This is a genomic window from Chryseobacterium cucumeris (assembly GCF_016775705.1).
GTDB classification, from domain to species: Bacteria; Bacteroidota; Bacteroidia; order Flavobacteriales; family Weeksellaceae; genus Chryseobacterium; species Chryseobacterium cupriresistens.
The window spans coordinates 4246811-4265213 of record NZ_CP068760.1; the positions used below are offsets into that span (position 1 = coordinate 4246811).

Below are 18403 nucleotides of genomic sequence, written 5' to 3' on the forward strand. Positions count from 1 at the left end.
ACTTCAATGAAAACAAATATAAAATCACCAAAGGTCTTCCTTATCGGTGCAGGGCCCGGCAACCCTGAACTGATCACTGTAAAAGCTGTAAAAGCAATCGCAGAAGCAGACGTTGTTTTATGCGACCGTCTTGTAAGTCCTGAGATTCTGGAAACCTACGTTAATGAAAACACAGAAATCATTTATGTAGGCAAAGAATGCAGCAAAAATGCTTCCACCCCTCAGTCTCATATCAATACTTTGATGGTGGAATATGCCCGTCAGAATAAAACCATCGTAAGACTAAAAGGAGGGGATGTTTCCATATTCTCGAATATTCTTGATGAGTTACAGGCTTTAAAAGAAAATCATATTCCTTACGAAGTCATTCCGGGAATTACAGCCGCTTTAGGTGCGGCAGCATTTGCAGGGATGCCTTTAACGGCCAGAGGATATTCCACATCCGTTCGTTTTCTGACGTACTATAAATCAGAGATTGTAACTGAAGAGTATTGGAAAGAACTTGCTCTCACCAATGATACCCTTGTTTTCTATATGTCTAAAGGAAACCTTACTCCTCTTGTGGAAAAGCTGAAAGCACTTCAGATTTCAGGTGATAAAAAAATTGCAGTCATTGAACAGGCTACGACTCCTTTCCAGAAGGTGTATACGTCATCATTTGATGATTTTAACGAAAAATTCGGAGACAAAAACTTTGCTTCCCCTTCATTGGTGGTAGTGGGCAAAATTGTAAACCTCCATGAAGAATTTTCATGGCTTGAAAATGCCGAGCAGGAAGGTCTTTATTTCAAATCAGTGGAAAACGGAACTCTAATCCCTACAACTCAAAATTTCTTTGAATATGCTGTCTGAATCTAAATTAAATGTATTAAAACAAATCTCGGGAGACCTCTCCAGAGACGAAGCCATCTGGGCAAGCGGATATCTTGCGGGTATTGCCGGAGGGTCCTCAATTACAGCCGTTTTGCCACCACTGGAAACGAATACCACTACACAGAATGCTGTAAAGAAAATAACGCTGGCTTACGGTACAGAAACCGGAAACAGTAAGAAACTGGCTACTGCACTGGCCGGTATCGTGAAGAAAAAAGGGCTTCAGGTAAAGCTGGCTGACCTTTCCCAATACAAGCCTAAAGATCTTGCAAAAGAGGAGTTCTTTTTTGTCGTCATCAGTACTCAGGGAGAAGGTGAACCGCCTGCTCTTGCTAAAAAATTCTACGATTATATTCATGAAAATGAAATTGATCTCAGCGGACTTAAATACGGAATTCTGGCATTGGGAGACAGTAGTTACCCTCTGTTCTGCCAGACTGGAGAAGATGTGGATTCACGCTTTGAAATATTAGGTGCCCAGCGTATTATTCCATTGAAAAAATGTGACATTGATTACGAACAGGAAGCTTCCCATTGGATAGAGCATGTATTTGAAACAGTCAATAAAAATGCGGTGCAGAGTACAAAAAATGCTTTAGCTCCAAAGGTTTCTACCGGAAGAAAGAAATTTCAGGGAAAAGTTTCAGCCATCATCAACCTTAACGATATTACCTCAGAAAAAGAAACCTATCATATTGAAATTGAAACAGAAGAAGCGCTTAGTTACCGCCCCGGTGCAGCTTTGGGAGTGATCCCTTTCAATTCAAAAGATGTTGTAGATGAGATTATTACGCTCACAGGAATTAATCCTAAAAAACAGGTTGAAACAGCAAAAGTTACAGACACTGTGGAAGAACTCCTACTCAAGCATCTTAACATCAGCTATTTACTTAAATCTGTAGTGGCTCAATATGCAAAAATAACAGGGCATTCCATTCCGGAAGTCAGATTAAGTCTTCTTGATCTTCTTAGAATTTATCCTGTAAAAAATGCAGACGAATTTGAAGAAATCTTACAGATATTAACCGCTCAGGCACCACGTCTGTATTCCATTTCTTCCTCTGTGGAAGCTCATGGTGATACGGAAATTCATATTACGGTTGCTAAATCAGAATTTTTTATTGACCATCAGAAACATAATGGGTTATGCAGTGGCTTTCTGAGTGAATTCAAAGAAGGGGAAGCGGTGGAATTTTATATTCAGGAAGCAGGGCATTTCAAATTGCCGGATGCGGATAAAGATATCATCATGATTGGTCCGGGAACAGGGATTGCGCCCTTCAGGTCATTCCTTTGGGAACGTGATGCCATAGGAGCAGAAGGAAGAAACTGGCTGTTTTTCGGGGACAGGAATTTTGTTTCAGATTTCCTTTACCAGGCAGAACTTCAGGATTTTCTTAAAACAGGCAGTCTGACTCATCTAGACCTCGCTTTTTCAAGAGATACAGCTGAAAAAGTATATGTGCAGCACAGGTTGGAACAAAAAGCCCAGGAAGTATTTTACTGGCTTGAAGGCGGAGCATCGGTGTATGTATGCGGTGCTAAAGAACCCATGGCCCGTGATGTAGAACAAACGCTTCTCACCATTATACAGAATGAAGGAAAACGCAGCCAAGAAGACGCTGTAACCTACCTGGAAGAAATGGAATTAAGCGGCAGATATGCTAAAGATGTGTATTAAAAAGAAATACCCGTAAAAATTAAAGGAAACGATTATGAACAACAATAAAGAGAACCTTTCACCGGTAGAAAAAATTAAAACCGGCAGTAACGGACTCAGAGGAACTTTAAAGGAAAGTCTTGCAGATAACTTCACCGGAGCCATCAGAGAAGATGACCAGACTGTGATCAAATTTCACGGAATGTACCAGCAGGACGACAGAGACAGAAGGGAAGAGCGTGTCGCCAAAAAACTGGAATGGCTGTATTCTTATATGATCAGGTTAAGACTTCCCGGTGGTTTTTTAACTCCGGAGCAATGGGTAGGATTGAATGAAACGGCTGAAGATCATTCTACGGGAACGATAAAAGTGACTACCAGGCAAACCATTCAGCTGCATGGTATTTTAAAATCTCATTTAAGACCTACCATTCAAAGTTTCAATCTTCAGCATCTGGATTCAATTGCCGCTTGTGGAGATGTCAACAGAAACGTAACCTGTACAGCCAATCCTTCGGAATCCCCTTTACAGCAGGAAGCCTACGAACTGGCAGGTAAAATCAGTGAAATGTGTCTTCCGAAAACCAAAGCTTATTATGATATCTGGATTGATGATGAACTTCTGGTAGACCGTAAAGCAGAGGAAGATCCTTTGTATCAGGACAGATATCTTCCTAGAAAACTGAAAATAGGAATAGCCGTTCCACCCAATAACGATGTGGATGTATTCATCAATGATATTGCTTTAATCGCGATTATCGAAAATGATAAAATCGTAGGTTACAATATTGCTGCCGGAGGGGGATTAGGGGCCACTCACGGAAATGAAGCCACGTATGCCCGTCTTGCTTCCATCCTTGGATTTGTGGATACCGAGGAAAAAGTATTGAAAGCCGTGTACGAAATTATAACGGTACAAAGAGACTTTGGTAACAGAAGCGACCGGAAATTATCAAGATTAAAATACACCATTGATAAATTAGGTATCGACCAGTACAGAGCTGAAGTAGAAAAGAGAGCAGGCTTCAGTTTTGAGCCGGCCCGTGAATTTAAGTTTACACAAAGAAAAGACCGTTACGGCTGGATACAGAATCATGAAGGAAAATGGTTTTACACCGTATTTGTAGAGCATGGAAGAATCCTTGATATTGAAGGATATCCTTTAAAATCGGGACTATTAAAAATTGCACAGACAGGGAAAGCCAATTTCCGTTTTACCTGCAACCAGAACCTTATTCTGGCTGATATTGATGAAAAAGACAAAGCTGAAATTGAACATATTTTAAAAGAATATGGTATTTCAGATTCTACCAATGGGGCCAGTGCTTTACGTAAAAACTCTGTTGCATGCGTAGCCTTGAACACCTGTTCACTGGCTCTGGCTGAGGCCCAGCGTTATCTGCCTTCACTGGTCACAAAAATAGAGCCTATCCTTGAAAAATATGGTCTGCTGGAAGAAGATATCACGATCCGTATGACAGGTTGTCCCAATGGCTGTGGAAGATCTCCCAATGCTGAAATCGGATTTGTAGGTACAGCTTATGGGAAATATAATCTTCACATTGGGGGAGACCGCCTGGGAATGCGGCTGAATACAAAATTTAAAGAAAATATTGGTGAAGAAGAAATTTTGACCACTCTGGATGAACTTTTCGGGATTTATGTACAGAAAAGACTTGCAGAGGAAACATTTGGTGATTTTTCATACCGTTACTTACATACCTTAAATTAATTATATGGCTAATTTTCATTATGATCTGAAAAAAAACAAAAAAACTCAACCTCTTCATTTTGGCGGACGAATGTGTATGTGTTGTTGATTCTCAAATAACAATACAAACAAGCTGTTTGAAGTTTTTCGATTCAAAACCGCAAAAGTCACAAAAGTTTTAAACACTTAAGCTTTTTAAGAGCCAAACTTTGTGCATAATAAGTACACCTAAGTTTTGTAAAATCTTTGATTTTCATCTAATATGAACTTTTCTACAGTGTCATTTTTAAACTTACATAATTGAACTAAATTGTTTTAAAATGAAAACTTTTGTGCCTTTTGTGGTAAAAATAATCAATGTAAAAATTCAGGCAGCTTCATTCTCAACCTTAAAAATGAAGAAAAATGAAAAACAAAAAGCAGGGAAATTTTCTACCAAAAGCAGGCATTATTGCATTTACATTTCTATTTTTTAACCTGGCAGAAGCTCAGCAGCAGCTTATAGAGCTTAGCGGAAGCATCAAAAATACAGATACACGAAAAGGTCTTGACTCCGTAAAAGTACAGATCGAAAACACACAGGATAACGCATTCACGGATCAGGCAGGTAATTTTAAAATCAGAACAAGGGTTACCATACCATTCAGGGTGGTTGTTCAGAAAGATGGTTTTAGCAGTCAAACTGTTGAAATCCTTTCGCCTTCCAACAAAATAACGATAGGCTTAAACCCTCAGAATACCATTATTGATGATGTGGTAATTTCTGCCTCCAGAGTTCCGGAAAAAATATTAAGATCTCCGATCGCCATTGAAAAAATTGATATCAAAACCATCAGGGAAAGTCCGGCTGCTTCGTTTTATGAAACCCTGGAAAATGTAAAAGGACTACAGCTTTTAACCTCAAGCCTTACGTTGAAAATTCCTAATTCAAGAGGTTTTAATTCGCCCAATAATTTCCGGTTCATGCAGCTGGTAGATGGAGTAGATGTACAGTCGGCAACATTGGGAGTGCCGCTGGGAAATGCTATAGGACCTACAGAACTGGATATTCAATCTATGGAAGTGACTCCGGGAGCGGCTTCTGCATTGTACGGAATGAATGCCATCAACGGACTGGCAAGTTTACAGACCAAAGATCCGTTTACCTCTGAAGGGATAAGTGTTTATTTCCGTGGCGGAGTAAATCATGTAGACAATGTGAACCATAAAATAAGTTCTTTGGGAGAAAGTGCTGTCCGTTTTGCAAAAGTGATCAATAAAAACTTTGCAGTGAAAGTCAATGCCTCTTATTTCAGTGGAACCGACTGGATATCCAATAATCTGACAGATCAGAATCCAGGATCATTAGTCACCGCCAATCCTAATTTTGCTTTGCCCAACAATCCCGCAGAAGATCTTTGGAATAAGTATGGAGATGAAAGAAACAACCGCGTTGCCGTAAAAGTAGATTACAATGGAAAACCTACCACATTCAATGTTTCCCGGACAGGATATCTGGAAAAAGACCTGGTAAGCCCTGACGTGAAAAATATCAAGTTCGATGCTGGATTATATTACCGTTTCGGAGATCAGTGGAGAACATCTTATGTGTATCGCTACGGCTTGCTGGACGGAACTTTCCAGAGAGGAAATAAAATCCGTCTGCAGAATGCTACGGTTCAGAATCATAAAGTAGAACTCACAGGAAGAGAATTAACCTTCAGAGCTTATGTATCGATAGAAAATACAGGAGATTCCTATAATCTCAAACCTTTGGCAGATAATCTTGATCTGACGAATCTTTCCAATACCAACTGGAAAAATATATTCCAGACCGCGCTTCAGAACAGCCTGAATGCCGGAATCAATCTTAACGAAGCATTTATTCTCGCCCGTCAGGAAGCTGATAAAAACAGGGCTGTACCGGGAACTGCAGCCTTTGAACAGTTAAAAAATACCATTATTGGAATTAATAACTGGGATTCGGCCAATGCAGGAGTAGCAGGAGCTCCGGCAACAGGAGGAGCCAAGCTTGAACAGAAATCCCGCTTTTATCAGGGGGAACTGACCTATGATTTCAGCAGGTTTGTGAAGATATTCAACCTTCTTGCAGGAGTAGATTACCGTTTGTACAGCATTACTCCGGATGGAAATAACTTTGTTGATTTCAACCGTCCGGTCAATGAAAGAAACATTCCTTTAGCCAATGGTACTTTCGGGAAAGAGGTTATCTATCAGAAATATGGGGCTTTTGCACAGATTACCAAGCTTTTCTTCGATGATAAAGTAAAAATTAATGCCGCTTTACGGATCGACAGAAACCCGGAATTTGAAGCCAAACTAAATCCAAGAATAAGTGTAGTGTATTCCCCTGTAAAACAGCATAATTTCAGGGCATCTTTTCAAAACGGCTATCGTTTTCCATCTTTATTTGAAGCCCTTTCATTCGTGAATAACGGAAATGTAAGAAGAGTAGGCGGACTTTCAAAAGTGAATGATGGATTAGGCTATCTGGAAAACTCTTATACGCTGGCATCCATCGATAAATTTACCTCAGCAGTAAACGCTGATGTTGACGCAGGAAAAACCCAGGCTCAGGCAGCTCAGGATAACAAACAGCTTTTAACGGTAGCGAATCTTCAGAAATTACAGCCGGAGAAAATCAATTCGTTTGAAGTAGGGTATAAGTCTACTTTTTTCAATAATAAACTGGTGCTGGACTGGGATTTTTATTACAATATCTACGAAGGATTCCTTGGTCAGGTAGAAGTGGCTGTTCCCAAAAACAGTCAGGTAGGAAGCAGTGCAGCCGTACTTGCGATGCTCGATAGAAGTAAACAGGACCGATACAGGGTTTATACGAACAGCAACAGTACCTACAAAAGCTACGGAACATCTTTAGGAATCCGATATAATATCACAGGAAATTACAATATCAACACCAATGTTTCCTATAATGATCTGGCTTCCAATAATAACTCAGACCTGTTTATTACAGCTTTCAACACTCCGAAATGGATGGTAAATGTAAGCTTAGGAAACAGAGAGATTGTTAAAAATATAGGATTCACTCTTGTAGCCAGATGGCAGAGCGGTTTTATGTGGGAAAGTCCTTTAGCATCCGGAGAAATTCCCGCTTATTACACCATTGATGCACAGGCAACATGGAAGCTTCCTGAAATCCGTGCAAATATTAAAATAGGTGCTACCAATCTGCTGAACCGCCGTTACTTCCAGTATGCAGCAGGTCCTGAAATCGGAGGACTGTATTATCTCGCTTTTACTTATGACTTAAAACTGTAATCAGGATGAGCAATTCTTTATATCCCATCTTTTTAAAACTTGAAAACCTGTCGCTTCTGATCATTGGCGGCGGCAAGGTTGCCCTTGAAAAGCTGGAATCTGTTCTGGGCAATTCACCGGAAACATCCATCAAACTGGTAGCCAAAGAAATCATTCCGGAGGTCAGAACTTTACAAAATCAGTTTTCCAATATAACACTTCATGAAAGAGCATATGACGATCATGATTTTAACGATACTGATCTGGCCATTATTGCGGTAAATGATATTGAACTGGCCGGGGAAATCAGAGAAAAAGCCCAGCAAAAAAGTGTACTGGTCAATATTGCGGATAAACCTGATCTTTGTGATTTTTATTTAGGATCCATTGTTAAAAAGGGAAGTCTTAAAATAGCTATTTCCACCAATGGAAAATCTCCAACCATCGCTAAAAGATTAAGAGAAACCTTTACCGAAGTGATTCCTGACGAAATGGATCATGTATTGGACAATATGCAGCATATCCGTAATCAACTGACAGGCGATTTTAATTATAAAGTAAAAGAACTTAATAAGATTACAACAGAATATCTGTCCGAAGGAAAAGCTGCTGCAAAACCGGATATAGAAATTCAAAAGCTGATCAGTATCACCAAAACAGCCCAGAGAAAAGCCAATATTTATCTGGCCATCATTGGTGTTTTACTTCTTTTCGGATTATTTGGCCTTGTCGTGTATCAGTTTAATTTATCTGATGATATTCAGCATTTTCTGAATAAAGATGGCCATATTTTTTACTGGATGCTGTTTGCGGGCTTTATGGCAGAAATTGTCGCCGGATCTATGGGAATGGGCTATGGAGTGATATGTACTACGATTCTTTTATTACTAAATGTTCCGCCGCCGGTTGTAAGTGCCAGCATCCACTCTGCGGAATCGTTTACCACGGCGGCCGGGAGTTTCAGTCATTATAAATTGGGAAACGTGAATAAAAAAATGGTCTGGGTGCTGTTTCCATTGGCTATTGTGGGTTCTGTTATCGGAGCTTTAACACTGTCTCATTATGGTGAACATTATGCTCACATCGTAAAACCAATTATTGCCTGCTACACGCTCTATCTTGGAATTAATATCTTAAACAATGCATTTAAAGATAAAAAATCCGGACAAGCGAAAGCCAAACGCAGAACCAATCTCAGAATATTAGGATTGGCAGGCGGCTTCATAGATTCTTTTGCCGGCGGCGGCTGGGGACCTTTGGTAACCGGAACGCTGATCAAAGAGGGAAGGATTCCCCGATATGTAGTGGGAAGTTCCACTGTTGCAAAGTTTTTACTAACCATTACCAGTGCCATTACCTTTATTTTTACGATAGGTATCCACCATTGGAATATTGTTCTGGGACTTTTATTGGGTGGTGTTTTTACCGCTCCGTTTTCTGCGATGCTTACATCAAAGCTTCCGACAAAGAAAATGTTCGTGGTAGTGGGAATAGTAGTAATTATAATGAGTCTGGTGACAATAACAAAATCATTTTTATCATAAGAACAAATATAAAAACAGAAAAAAAGTATTAAACGCAGAGATTTTAATGTTTACTTTATTTTGAGGCATCAGGGGGGAAATTAATGATGCAGTGTATTGACACTATCATTACTCATTTTTAGTAAGAATCTGAAACCATTAAAACTTTGCGTTTTTTTATTTTTTTTTAAACTACATATAAAATGTTTTTGGAAAACGCAAAGACGCAACATGATTAATAAAAAACGGCTGTAAGGCGCAAGGATTTTATCTCCGATAAAATTAAATACAGGATACCTTAGTGTCTCATCAATTACTTACAACATATATTGTATTGTCAATCCCTGCTCTTTATTTTTCAAGCTCACGAATTACTACTTTAGCCATTTCTTTGGAACTGAAAGGATTTTGCCCTGTAATCAAATGTCCATCAACAATAACGTTGGAAGTCATCGGAATAAATGCTTTTTTGTAATGTACGTCCCGTTCTTTAAGAGCGGCTTCAAGATTAAAAGGAACTTCATTTTTTCTTCTTGCCAAAGTTTCTTCAAACCAGTCAAATCCAGTAATCGATTTATCTTTAATCATATATGCTCCTCCTGAAAGCTTTACATTCAACAATCCTCCAACTCCATGGCAGATTGCAGCAACCATCTTATTATTTTCATACTGGTCTCTGAGCATGGTCTGTAAAGTAGTATTATCAGGGAAATCATACATCGTTCCATGTCCGCCGGCCAGATAAATGCAGTCGAAAGATTCATTCTTTACCTCATTGAGAGTTTTTGTATGAGCCAGTTCATTCATGAATTCAGGATTTTCATAATATTTTTTTGAAATTCCATCAAGGACCAGAGGTTTCAGGCTTTCCGGGTCAACAGGAGTATTTCCTCCTTTTGGAGAAGTTATGGTGACCTGCCATCCTTTCTCCTTTGCCGCATGGTATATATGGGTAAGCTCGCTCAGCCATAAACCTGTTTTAAAGTTACCACTGGCATACTGATCTATATTCGTTACGATTAGCAATATTTTTTTCATCATAATACGATTAATTAAAAGATTTTCTGAATTCTAACGGTGAAACAGTGGTTTGGTTTTTAAACAAACGGTGAAATGACTGCGGATGTTCAAATCCTAAATGATAAGCAATTTCAGAAACAGATAAAGTAGTAGTGGAAAGCAGTTCTTTGGCCTTTTCAATCACTCTGTTCTGAATATGCTGTTGTGTGGTCTGTCCTGTATGAACTCTTAACATATCACTCAGATAATTGGGGCTGATATTCATCTGAGCTGCCACAAATTGTACAGTAGGAATCCCGTCAATCAGCAGTTTTTCATTTTTAAAATAATCATCCAGTAAAGTTTCAAGCTGTGTCAAAAGATCATGATTCACCTTTTTCCGTGTTAAAAACTGGCGGTTGTAAAATCTGTCGCAGTATTTTAACAGTAAATCAATGTTGGAAACCAGCAAATCCTGGCTGAAACTATCCATGTTGGCTTCTATCTCCCTGCTGATATTATCCATGATATCCGTTACGGATTTTTCTTCCTTTTCGGAGAGATACAAAGCTTCATTAGCAGAATACGAAAAATAACCATAATTCTTTATGATAGCGGCCAATGGATAACCTTGTAAAAAATCAGGATGAATAACCAGTACACTTCCTCTTACTTCGGAAAGCAGAATATCTTCAAACTGTAATACCTGATGGGGAGCAATAAAATACATGATTCCATCCTCAAAATCATAATAATGCTGTCCGTATTTACATCTCCCTGCACAATCTTTTTTAAGGGAAACCACATAAAAATCTGTGGTCACAGCACTCAGAACAGTCTTCGGATCTATAGTTACTTCATTAAAACCAAACACACTGATCAAAGGATTAGACGGCCTTTTCAGATTCAGATACCTGTGTAATGCTGTGATGGAGGTTACTTTTTCTGGAGCTTTCATTTTATTCTTTTTTACCACCCCGTCAAAAATTCTTTGAATTTTCGCCACCCCTCCGAAGGAGGGGAATATTTTGTCCTTCGGTTGTGGTGATGGTGTCTCTAAGTTACTTATTTTGAAAGGATTATTTTGCGGATTACTGTTCTTTTTTAATTTGTTCAATTCCCTGCTTGTAAGAAGTTACATTAAATCCCGGGAATCTCTTTCTGAATTTTGAATCATCAAACAGGTTATCATATTGATATCTGGGAAGCAGTTCCAACAGCTCTTTTGCATTTTTATTGAAAAAGGATCCGATTGAAAAGGCGAGCTTTGGAATAACCGAATATTTCAGTTCTTTTCCATAAACCTCAGAAGCCAGCGCAATGAATTCCTTATAATTAAGCTTTTGATCATCTACAGGTAAATGCCATGTCTGTCCGTAAGCATCCGGTGTATTTCCGATCAAAGCAGTGGCACGGCTCGCATCGGGAGTCCAGATCAGGCTTCGTAATTTATCATCTCTTAAAGGGACTTTCAGCTTTTTGTCTTCTTTAATGGCATTAAAAACAAGACTGTTGGTAATACTCTGCGTTTTTCCGGGGCCATAAAACTCAGGGGCTCTGCAAATAACGGCTTCTATGGTTCCTGCTTTCATTTCTTTTAAAAGCATTTCGGCCATCTGTTGTCTTACCATTCCTTTTCTTCCCACAGGAGCGAATCCGGTTTGTTCCGTTAAAACTTCATTATTTTGAGGATACATATAGGTATTATCAAAAAACACCAGCTTTGTTCCGTTGATTTTACAGGCTTCAATAACATTTTTCATGATGGTCAAAAACTGCCTCTCCCATAAATCCGTATCCATGGGAAGTCCAAGAGTAAAATAAGCGATTTCACTTCCTTTCACAGCTTCAACTGCCTTCTCCCTGTCTGATAAATCTGCGGAAAAAACAGTATCTGTATCATTTATTTTTTTTGCCTTTCTGCTGACGATACGGAGATCTGAAGTATAATTCCTTTTCAGTTCTCTTGCCAGCTCTTCACCAATCTGGCCGTTGGCTCCTAATATAGTTTGCATCATTTTTAAATTTTGAGGGTTACCTATTTCACTGAAAATAAACTCAATACTTTCAGTTTCTTTTATTTCTGATACAAAATTCGGGCATAACTATAAAAACAGAGTAACTGAATCTAAGGAAGTTGTAACATAATCTCTGAACAATGTAAAAAAGCAGGAAAATAATTAGGCTGAGAAAATAAAAATACAGCATTGAATCATTTTTAACCACAAAAGGCACAAAAGTTTTAAATACTTCAATTTTTTCAGAGCCAAACATTGTGCGTAATAAGTACACCAAAGTTTTGTGAAAATCAAAGATTTTCATCTTATGTGAACTTTCCTGCGATATCATTTTACCTAAATAAACTTAAGTGTATTAAAATGAAACCTTTTGTGACTTTTGTGGTTGGATAAAGAGTAAAAAAATTTATAATAATCAGGTAATTCTTTACTTTTTTCAGCCTTACTGTTTTTATTTTCGATCCAAGGCCAGGTAATTATCCTCAATTCTGCTGATCAGAATATAGAACAGGCCTGCATAGATCATCTGAATGCCCATTGCTTCCCAGTTTTCAACAGTACTGCTTCCAAAAAGGAGCAGGATAATCAGAGAAGCTCCGGCCATCGCCGCAATACGGGTTTTAAAACCAATGATCAGCAGAAGGCCGATTGTAAATTCGAGAAAGGGGAGAGTGACACTAAAAAGATGGACCAATGGCTGCGGAAGCCAGCTTGTTTCAAAACCCTTCATCATTCCTGATGCAAAGTCCTGCAATTTCATGAGACGAACCAATCCGTGTCCCAAAAGGTTAATTCCCATCGATACACGAAGGAAAAAATAGGCTGTTTTTGTGTTATTCATAAAGGTATTTTTTTTAGGATGGAAGCGGGAAGCCGGATGCTGGAAGATATAAATCTGCTGTGATTCACTTTTACTGTGTTTTTCAATCATTCTCTAATTTGTTTTTACAGACTTCGATAACTTCATTCTTCCAGCTTCCTTACTTATATTTTTTGGATGGAAGCGGGAAGCTGGATGCTGGAAGGCATAGATCTGCTATGATTCACTTCTACTGTGTTTATCATTATTTCAATTATCTATAATTCGTTTTTACAGACTTCGATAACTTCCTTCCTCCAGCTTCCAGCTTCCTTACTTATTAAACTTTTCTTCGCTGTTGTCAACCGGAGTATCAGGATCGTTCATCACCATTTTCGCAATATCATCTTTTCTCATAAAGACTACGCCATGCTTTTCTTTGGCATATTTTATAAATTCTTCCATAGCATGCACCATTGCAGGAGTTCCACCGATTCTGTCATGAAAACTGATACTCATCATTCTCCTTTTGGAAGCTCCTTCTTCATACAAGCGGTCAAATTCAAATTTCAGCTGGGCCAAAAACTGCTCCGGGCTCCAGTGTTTCCCTTCAATATTGACAATATCATTGTTACGAAGCGTATAAGGAACGACTACAAAGTTTTTTCCTTTTACTTTAGTTATAAAAGGTTCATCATGGCTTAGATCATCAATATGATACAGAAAACCCAGTTCCTGTAATACTTTAAGTGTATTCGGGCTTCTTCTCAGCCAGTTGGCATTATACCCAACAGCTTTCTGTCCTGTAATTTTTTCTACAACATCCACACCTTTCTTTACGAAATTCAGTTCGTCAGCATAATTTTTATTCCACTGATTATCCCAGGTAAAACCATGAGCGGCAATTTCATGACCTCCGTTTGCAATAGCTTTAGCGACTTCAGGATACTTTTCAGCAGCACTTCCTACGATATGAGAGGTAACTTTAATATCATATTTTTTCCATAAATCCAGCATACGGTAAATTCCTTCATTTCCTCCGTAGCGGTACCAGCTTTCTGCGGGAAGATCCGGCTGTCCCTTGGGAAGAGGAGTTCCAGTGAAAGGACTTTCAGCGCCTTCCGGTTGTCCACCCGTTTCAAACTGCATGGAAACGGAAATAACTAATTGAGCACCATTGGGCCAGTATTTTTTTGTTCGGGTCTGTCTTTCATGCTGCTGCTTTTTTTCTGTTGTACCCCTTTCATGATCAGAAAAGGACATCAGAACAATTGCTGAGGCAAGCAGCAATACTGATTGTTTTATATATTTCATTTTGAATGTATTGATAAAACAAAATTCATCAATAATCCATTGGTATATATTGTAAAAATTAATGGTAAATTTGTAAAAATCCATTCTTCTATGAAACGAATCGTTAATTTCAACTCTTTCAATGTTTTCAGTATTGAAAAGGAAAACTGGGATGTTGAATATCACAATCATAATTTTTATGAACTGATCATCATAGAAAGCGGAAAAGGATTTCATCACCTCAACAGCATTACTTTCCCGTATAAAAAGGGGGATGTATTTCTACTCAGACCAAGTGACGGCCATGAATTTTCAATTAAAAACAAAACGAAATTCATTTATATAAAATTCACAGAGCAGTATATCTGGGAAAACTTACTGCCCAACAAAAACAATGAACTTAAAAAGGCTGTACAGCTCCTGATGGAAGATCATTCCTTCGTGTATGAATCAGCGATTAAGAGTAAAACAGACCGGGAGCATCTTTTACAGCTTGCCCGGATTCTTCTGTATGAATTCAGCCATAAAAATACCTATAACAAAGAGATAACTACTGATCTGTTTTCAGGTATTATAACTATTCTGATCCGGAATACGATGCAAAATGCTACTGCAAAAAACCGGCTCACTCAAAATCTAAACAGAATTGAAAAAATACTGTATTATATCAATGTCAATGCTCTGGATGCTGATAAAATGAAAATTGAGAACCTGGCTGAAGAATTTATGCTTTCTCCCAATTATATCAGCATTTATATCAAAAAACAGACAGGCTTCTCCATACAACAGCATATTATACAATATAAAATAAAAACGGCTGAAAAGCTTTTACTTCAGAGTCATTATAATATCAGTGAAATTGCTGACAAGCTGGGTTTCAATGATGCCAGCCACTTTAATAAAATATTCAAAACGTACAAACAAATGTCACCCTCTCAGTTTAAAAAGAAAGGCTGATCTTATTGATCATCTGATTATATTTTTTTTATATCTTTAATAATCAAATATTTAAACCCATGAAAACAAGTTCCGGGATTCTGCTCTTTAAAAAAGAAAAAGACAGTCTGTATTACTTTCTGGTTCATCCCGGCGGCCCTTTCTGGAGAAATAAAGATTCTGGCGCATGGTCTATCCCCAAAGGAGAAATTCTTCCTGATGAAGATCCATTAGTGAGGGCATTAACGGAATTTAAAGAAGAAACAGGTAAAGCAGCAGAAGGCCAATTCATAGAATTATCACCCATCAGACAAAAAGGAGGAAAAATAGTTTATGCATGGGCCCTGGAAGGAGATATTGATACATCAGATCTTTACAGCAATAGCTTTCCATTAGAATGGCCGCCCAAATCCGGCAAAATAATTGAAATTCCCGAAGTGGACCAATGGGAGTGGTTTGCTTCAGAGGAAGCACAAAAACGGATCAATCCGGCACAGAAAGATTTCATTACAGAACTTGAAAGTATATTAAAAAATCACTAACACCTAACAACAAAAGCCATGAAAAAATTAAACAGAAAAACATTAAAAAACATGATCGGAGCCATTGGAATAGAACTGAATCTTCCTCTTCCTGTAGGCGTTTGCCTTGGCAATCTGCTTTCCCTTTGTCCTCCTCATTCTCATTGCCGTGCAGATGAAAGATGCTATCCTGATGCTGCCGGTCCCTGCATCAACGGGCTTTGTCCATCAGGCTACCACTGCCATTCGGGGGAATGTGTCAGATAGAACAAGAAAACAAAAAACCTTTATCAGTACTGATAAAGGTTTTTTATATAGTACAACTATAATTTATCGTTTTATTCCAATTGCTTTTAATGCACTGGATGTTAAAAAGATATCATCAAATACCGTCAGTGATTCTACATCATTGAAGCCTGTAGGGATCAGATCATTTTTATTAAAAGACAATTCGATAGAAGGGTCGTATGAAGCAATGATTCTCACTTTTGAATATCCATTATAATCTACCTTAAAACCTTCAAACATACAGTTCTGCTCAGCCTTCTGGTACTCTGCATATTCTTCAAAACCTACAATATCCGTTCTTCTTCCATCGTTATGGTCAAGAGATTTCCATGCGGTATAATTTTTCGGTTCTTTCAGAATATTTCCTTTACGGTCTACAGGAACAAACATTCCAAGAGTTAAACGCTTCTTTAAGAAATTGGCATAATTATTCATCAGATTCAAAATCTGAAGATCGGCATATCCTTCGTGTGAATAATATTCCAGCACGAAAGTTGTCATCGGAATCAGCTTAAGAGAAGCATCAGTGGGCATAATGAGTTTTTACTTTTTTGGCCGATAAAAATAGTATTTTTATTTACTTTACCCAATGGGAACAGATGAATAGGATGGAATTTATACCCATTCTGAATAACAATAACTTTGGCATAAACCCTGATTTTTCATTATTTTTGAAGGAATAACCACAGAAACCATTATGAACCATCTGCAAAAAACAGGATCGTTTTTGTGGATATGCATTACAATATGTTGAATAAGATACTATTGGCAGCCGGCATTTTTCAGTGCTGCTTTTATAATACCATGGCACAAAGCCCTGGCCAACGCCCTGTTTATACGTCAGAATGGGGATATCTCTTTCGTGAAAGTGGAAAAAATAAAGATCTTTTAGGAATATTTTCTACCGAAGCTCCTGTTTATGTTCTGGATTCAACCCAAACGCAATACAAAGTACAGGTAAGCAACGGTGATATTGGATTTATAGACCGTCAGCCGTTACAAAAAAGCATGCGTGGGAAAAAGTCTGCCGGCGAACCCGCTCAGTATTTTTATAGAGGAACAGAAGGACATCAATGTCCACATTTTTATGTGCAGGTATCTGAGCTGCGTGTACGAAAAGCTCCTACCACAGAAAGTACAGCCATACGCAGGGCTGCTTTAAACGAACTTGTCTGTATAGATTATGTTCCTTTATATGAGGACGGCTGGATTTATATCGGGGATCATTTTCATGAGAATCCGGAATATATCCAGATGAAATACTTGGGAACCGGACTTACTTACGACAGAATTCTTAAAGATTATCTCGCAGTTAAAGGTAAAAACAAGGAAAAAGAACTGGCTCAGGTGGGAAGATTACGTGAAATTGCATGGCAGGAAGATAAAAACCTTAAACAAGCATTACAGTACTGGAAAGAATCCAATACCAGTGTAGAAAATCCAAAAGTAGATATTGATTTTGAACTTCTTCTGGCAGATCAACTGGCAAAAAAACCTGGAACTGAAGCTTATGAAAAAAAGCTGAAAGCCTTAAATATGCATTTTGTATGGAAAGAAACCAAGCTTTTTGACGGAAAAATCACTGATGCACAGATGAAACAGCTGGAGATGCAGAAGGTAAAAGACATTCCCAATACCCCTGAATGCGGCTGGGATCCTCAATATTTTTACAGAACCTCTGATATGATGGTTGCTTTTGAAGAATATAAAGGAAAAGTTTCCGGAAGCATTTACAAAATGTCCTTCAACAATGGCGAAGCTGTGATTCTGGGAAATGAACGTATGGATTCTAATTATAACGAAAAGGATTTTGTCAACCATTTTGGCGAATTGCTTTCAACACGCTGGATTTCTTCTCCACACGAATATCACATTCAGAATGGAGATGCCGGGCTCTTTATTTTTACTTTTAAAGAGGGGAAACTTTTCAGCTATGAATGCATGTATTATTGTTAAATGAATTGTTAATTATATTGATCAATAGAGGCGGGTTTTAACCCGCACATTTTATTATTTATTTTTCAAAGGTTTCAGCCTGAACTTAGCCAATATTAAGTTTTGGCTGAAGCCGACATATCTGTATTTAATTGTTAAAACGGGCTAAAGCCCGTTCCTATTGAATATTTACATTTGTCTCTGCTATAATACCTAATTTATATATCAATAGAAGCGGGCTTTAGCCCGCCTATTTTATAAAGTATTCTTCCATTGGCTTTAGATTCTGTGTTAACTTCCAAATATTTTTTATACATTTATATTTATAAAAGCGACCTTGAGTTAGCTTGCGTAGGGTGAACGTCTTTGATTTTTACCCTACTTTCTTCAAAATCTATCTGGGATAACCACGGAATCGGTATCCCGGACTTCGTTACATCATTTTATAATTTATCATTGATGATTCATTCACCATCCTAGCCCCGATAGGAATGGTTACCCCGCAGCTGGGTTGGAGGGTGAATGGGTTAGAGTGTGGGAGAGCATGGGTGCGAGGAGTATGAATGGATAGCGGGAAACAGCTCCT

15 protein-coding genes are annotated in these 18403 nt (G+C 38.3%); 9 read left to right on the forward strand and 6 right to left on the reverse strand.

The genetic code is table 11. The features are described from left to right. Positions 1-6 precede the first annotated feature (6 nt). The 5 genes from cobA (at position 7) to JNG87_RS18965 (ending at position 9049) form a co-directional block, all read left to right on the forward strand. Positions 7-852, forward strand: a complete 846-nt coding sequence (cobA, locus tag JNG87_RS18945; protein WP_202840389.1) for a uroporphyrinogen-III C-methyltransferase — start codon at positions 7-9, stop codon at positions 850-852. Beyond that, positions 842-2554, forward strand: a complete 1713-nt coding sequence (locus JNG87_RS18950) for a sulfite reductase flavoprotein subunit alpha (protein WP_202840390.1) — start codon at positions 842-844, stop codon at positions 2552-2554. The genes cobA and JNG87_RS18950 overlap by 11 nt, the downstream gene beginning before the upstream one ends. A 34-nt stretch (positions 2555-2588) precedes the next feature. Beyond that, on the forward strand, positions 2589-4265 hold the full coding sequence (cysI, locus tag JNG87_RS18955; RefSeq protein WP_202840391.1) for an assimilatory sulfite reductase (NADPH) hemoprotein subunit: 1677 nt from the start codon (positions 2589-2591) through the stop codon (positions 4263-4265). 384 nt (positions 4266-4649) lie between these two features. Beyond that, positions 4650-7526 carry a TonB-dependent receptor gene (locus JNG87_RS18960; RefSeq protein ID WP_202840393.1) on the forward strand — a complete coding sequence of 959 codons (2877 nt, stop codon included), beginning with the start codon at positions 4650-4652 and terminating at the stop codon, positions 7524-7526. 5 nt (positions 7527-7531) lie between these two features. After that, positions 7532-9049: a TSUP family transporter gene (locus JNG87_RS18965; RefSeq protein ID WP_202840395.1), complete on the forward strand. Its 1518-nt coding sequence runs from the start codon at positions 7532-7534 to the stop codon at positions 9047-9049. A 330-nt stretch (positions 9050-9379) separates the two neighbouring features. On the opposite strand, the gene JNG87_RS18970 is transcribed toward JNG87_RS18965, so the two are convergent. The 5 genes from JNG87_RS18970 to JNG87_RS18990 form a co-directional block, all read right to left on the reverse strand. After that, positions 9380-10069, reverse strand: coding sequence for a type 1 glutamine amidotransferase domain-containing protein (locus JNG87_RS18970; protein ID WP_238349622.1), 690 nt, complete (start codon positions 10067-10069; stop codon positions 9380-9382). 7 nt (positions 10070-10076) lie between these two features. Then, a complete protein-coding gene (locus JNG87_RS18975; protein WP_202840397.1) occupies positions 10077-10985 on the reverse strand; it encodes a helix-turn-helix domain-containing protein in 909 nt (302 codons plus the stop codon). A 133-nt stretch (positions 10986-11118) separates the two neighbouring features. Continuing rightward, positions 11119-12042 (reverse strand): NAD-dependent epimerase/dehydratase family protein, encoded by a 924-nt coding sequence (locus tag JNG87_RS18980; RefSeq protein WP_202844372.1) that lies wholly within the window; start codon positions 12040-12042, stop codon positions 11119-11121. 454 nt (positions 12043-12496) lie between these two features. Then, complete coding sequence (locus JNG87_RS18985) at positions 12497-12976, reverse strand: DoxX family protein (protein WP_202840399.1); 480 nt, start codon at positions 12974-12976, stop codon at positions 12497-12499. 201 nt (positions 12977-13177) lie between these two features. Continuing rightward, positions 13178-14158, reverse strand: a complete 981-nt coding sequence (locus JNG87_RS18990; RefSeq protein ID WP_202840400.1) for a polysaccharide deacetylase family protein — start codon at positions 14156-14158, stop codon at positions 13178-13180. A gap of 90 nt (positions 14159-14248) precedes the next feature. On the opposite strand from JNG87_RS18990, the gene JNG87_RS18995 reads away from it, so the two are divergent. Genes JNG87_RS18995 through JNG87_RS19005 form a run of 3 tightly spaced genes read left to right on the forward strand, consistent with a single transcriptional unit; the run spans position 14249 to position 15861 of the window. Then, the gene (locus JNG87_RS18995) at positions 14249-15094 is read left to right on the forward strand and encodes an AraC family transcriptional regulator (protein WP_202840401.1); all 846 of its coding nucleotides are present in this window, start codon (positions 14249-14251) and stop codon (positions 15092-15094) included. A 59-nt stretch (positions 15095-15153) separates the two neighbouring features. Beyond that, the gene (locus JNG87_RS19000; protein WP_202840402.1) at positions 15154-15615 is read left to right on the forward strand and encodes an NUDIX hydrolase; all 462 of its coding nucleotides are present in this window, start codon (positions 15154-15156) and stop codon (positions 15613-15615) included. Positions 15616-15633: 18 nt separating this feature from the next. Beyond that, positions 15634-15861: a hypothetical protein gene (locus tag JNG87_RS19005; RefSeq protein WP_062669420.1), complete on the forward strand. Its 228-nt coding sequence runs from the start codon at positions 15634-15636 to the stop codon at positions 15859-15861. Positions 15862-15924: 63 nt separating this feature from the next. Here JNG87_RS19005 and JNG87_RS19010 read toward each other — a convergent pair whose 3' ends face one another. After that, on the reverse strand, positions 15925-16416 hold the full coding sequence (locus JNG87_RS19010; protein ID WP_062669418.1) for a hypothetical protein: 492 nt from the start codon (positions 16414-16416) through the stop codon (positions 15925-15927). 270 nt (positions 16417-16686) lie between these two features. Between JNG87_RS19010 and JNG87_RS19015 the strand changes: the two genes are divergently transcribed. After that, complete coding sequence (locus JNG87_RS19015; RefSeq protein WP_202840403.1) at positions 16687-17838, forward strand: hypothetical protein; 1152 nt, start codon at positions 16687-16689, stop codon at positions 17836-17838. The last annotated feature ends 565 nt before the right edge of the window (positions 17839-18403 follow it).

Bases quoted from the DNA above. Each gene is read 5' to 3' on its own strand.
- cobA (WP_202840389.1), top strand. From the start codon at position 7: ATGAAAACAAATATAAAATCACCAAAGGTCTTCCTTATCGGTGCAGGG.
- JNG87_RS18950 (WP_202840390.1), top strand. From the start codon at position 842: ATGCTGTCTGAATCTAAATTAAATGTATTAAAACAAATCTCGGGAGAC.
- cysI (WP_202840391.1), top strand. From the start codon at position 2,589: ATGAACAACAATAAAGAGAACCTTTCACCGGTAGAAAAAATTAAAACC.
- JNG87_RS18960 (WP_202840393.1), top strand. From the start codon at position 4,650: ATGAAAAACAAAAAGCAGGGAAATTTTCTACCAAAAGCAGGCATTATT.
- JNG87_RS18965 (WP_202840395.1), top strand. From the start codon at position 7,532: ATGAGCAATTCTTTATATCCCATCTTTTTAAAACTTGAAAACCTGTCG.
- JNG87_RS18970 (WP_238349622.1), bottom strand. From the start codon at position 10,069: ATGATGAAAAAAATATTGCTAATCGTAACGAATATAGATCAGTATGCC.
- JNG87_RS18975 (WP_202840397.1), bottom strand. From the start codon at position 10,985: ATGAAAGCTCCAGAAAAAGTAACCTCCATCACAGCATTACACAGGTAT.
- JNG87_RS18980 (WP_202844372.1), bottom strand. From the start codon at position 12,042: ATGCAAACTATATTAGGAGCCAACGGCCAGATTGGTGAAGAGCTGGCA.
- JNG87_RS18985 (WP_202840399.1), bottom strand. From the start codon at position 12,976: ATGATTGAAAAACACAGTAAAAGTGAATCACAGCAGATTTATATCTTC.
- JNG87_RS18990 (WP_202840400.1), bottom strand. From the start codon at position 14,158: ATGAAATATATAAAACAATCAGTATTGCTGCTTGCCTCAGCAATTGTT.
- JNG87_RS18995 (WP_202840401.1), top strand. From the start codon at position 14,249: ATGAAACGAATCGTTAATTTCAACTCTTTCAATGTTTTCAGTATTGAA.
- JNG87_RS19000 (WP_202840402.1), top strand. From the start codon at position 15,154: ATGAAAACAAGTTCCGGGATTCTGCTCTTTAAAAAAGAAAAAGACAGT.
- JNG87_RS19005 (WP_062669420.1), top strand. From the start codon at position 15,634: ATGAAAAAATTAAACAGAAAAACATTAAAAAACATGATCGGAGCCATT.
- JNG87_RS19010 (WP_062669418.1), bottom strand. From the start codon at position 16,416: ATGCCCACTGATGCTTCTCTTAAGCTGATTCCGATGACAACTTTCGTG.
- JNG87_RS19015 (WP_202840403.1), top strand. From the start codon at position 16,687: ATGGCACAAAGCCCTGGCCAACGCCCTGTTTATACGTCAGAATGGGGA.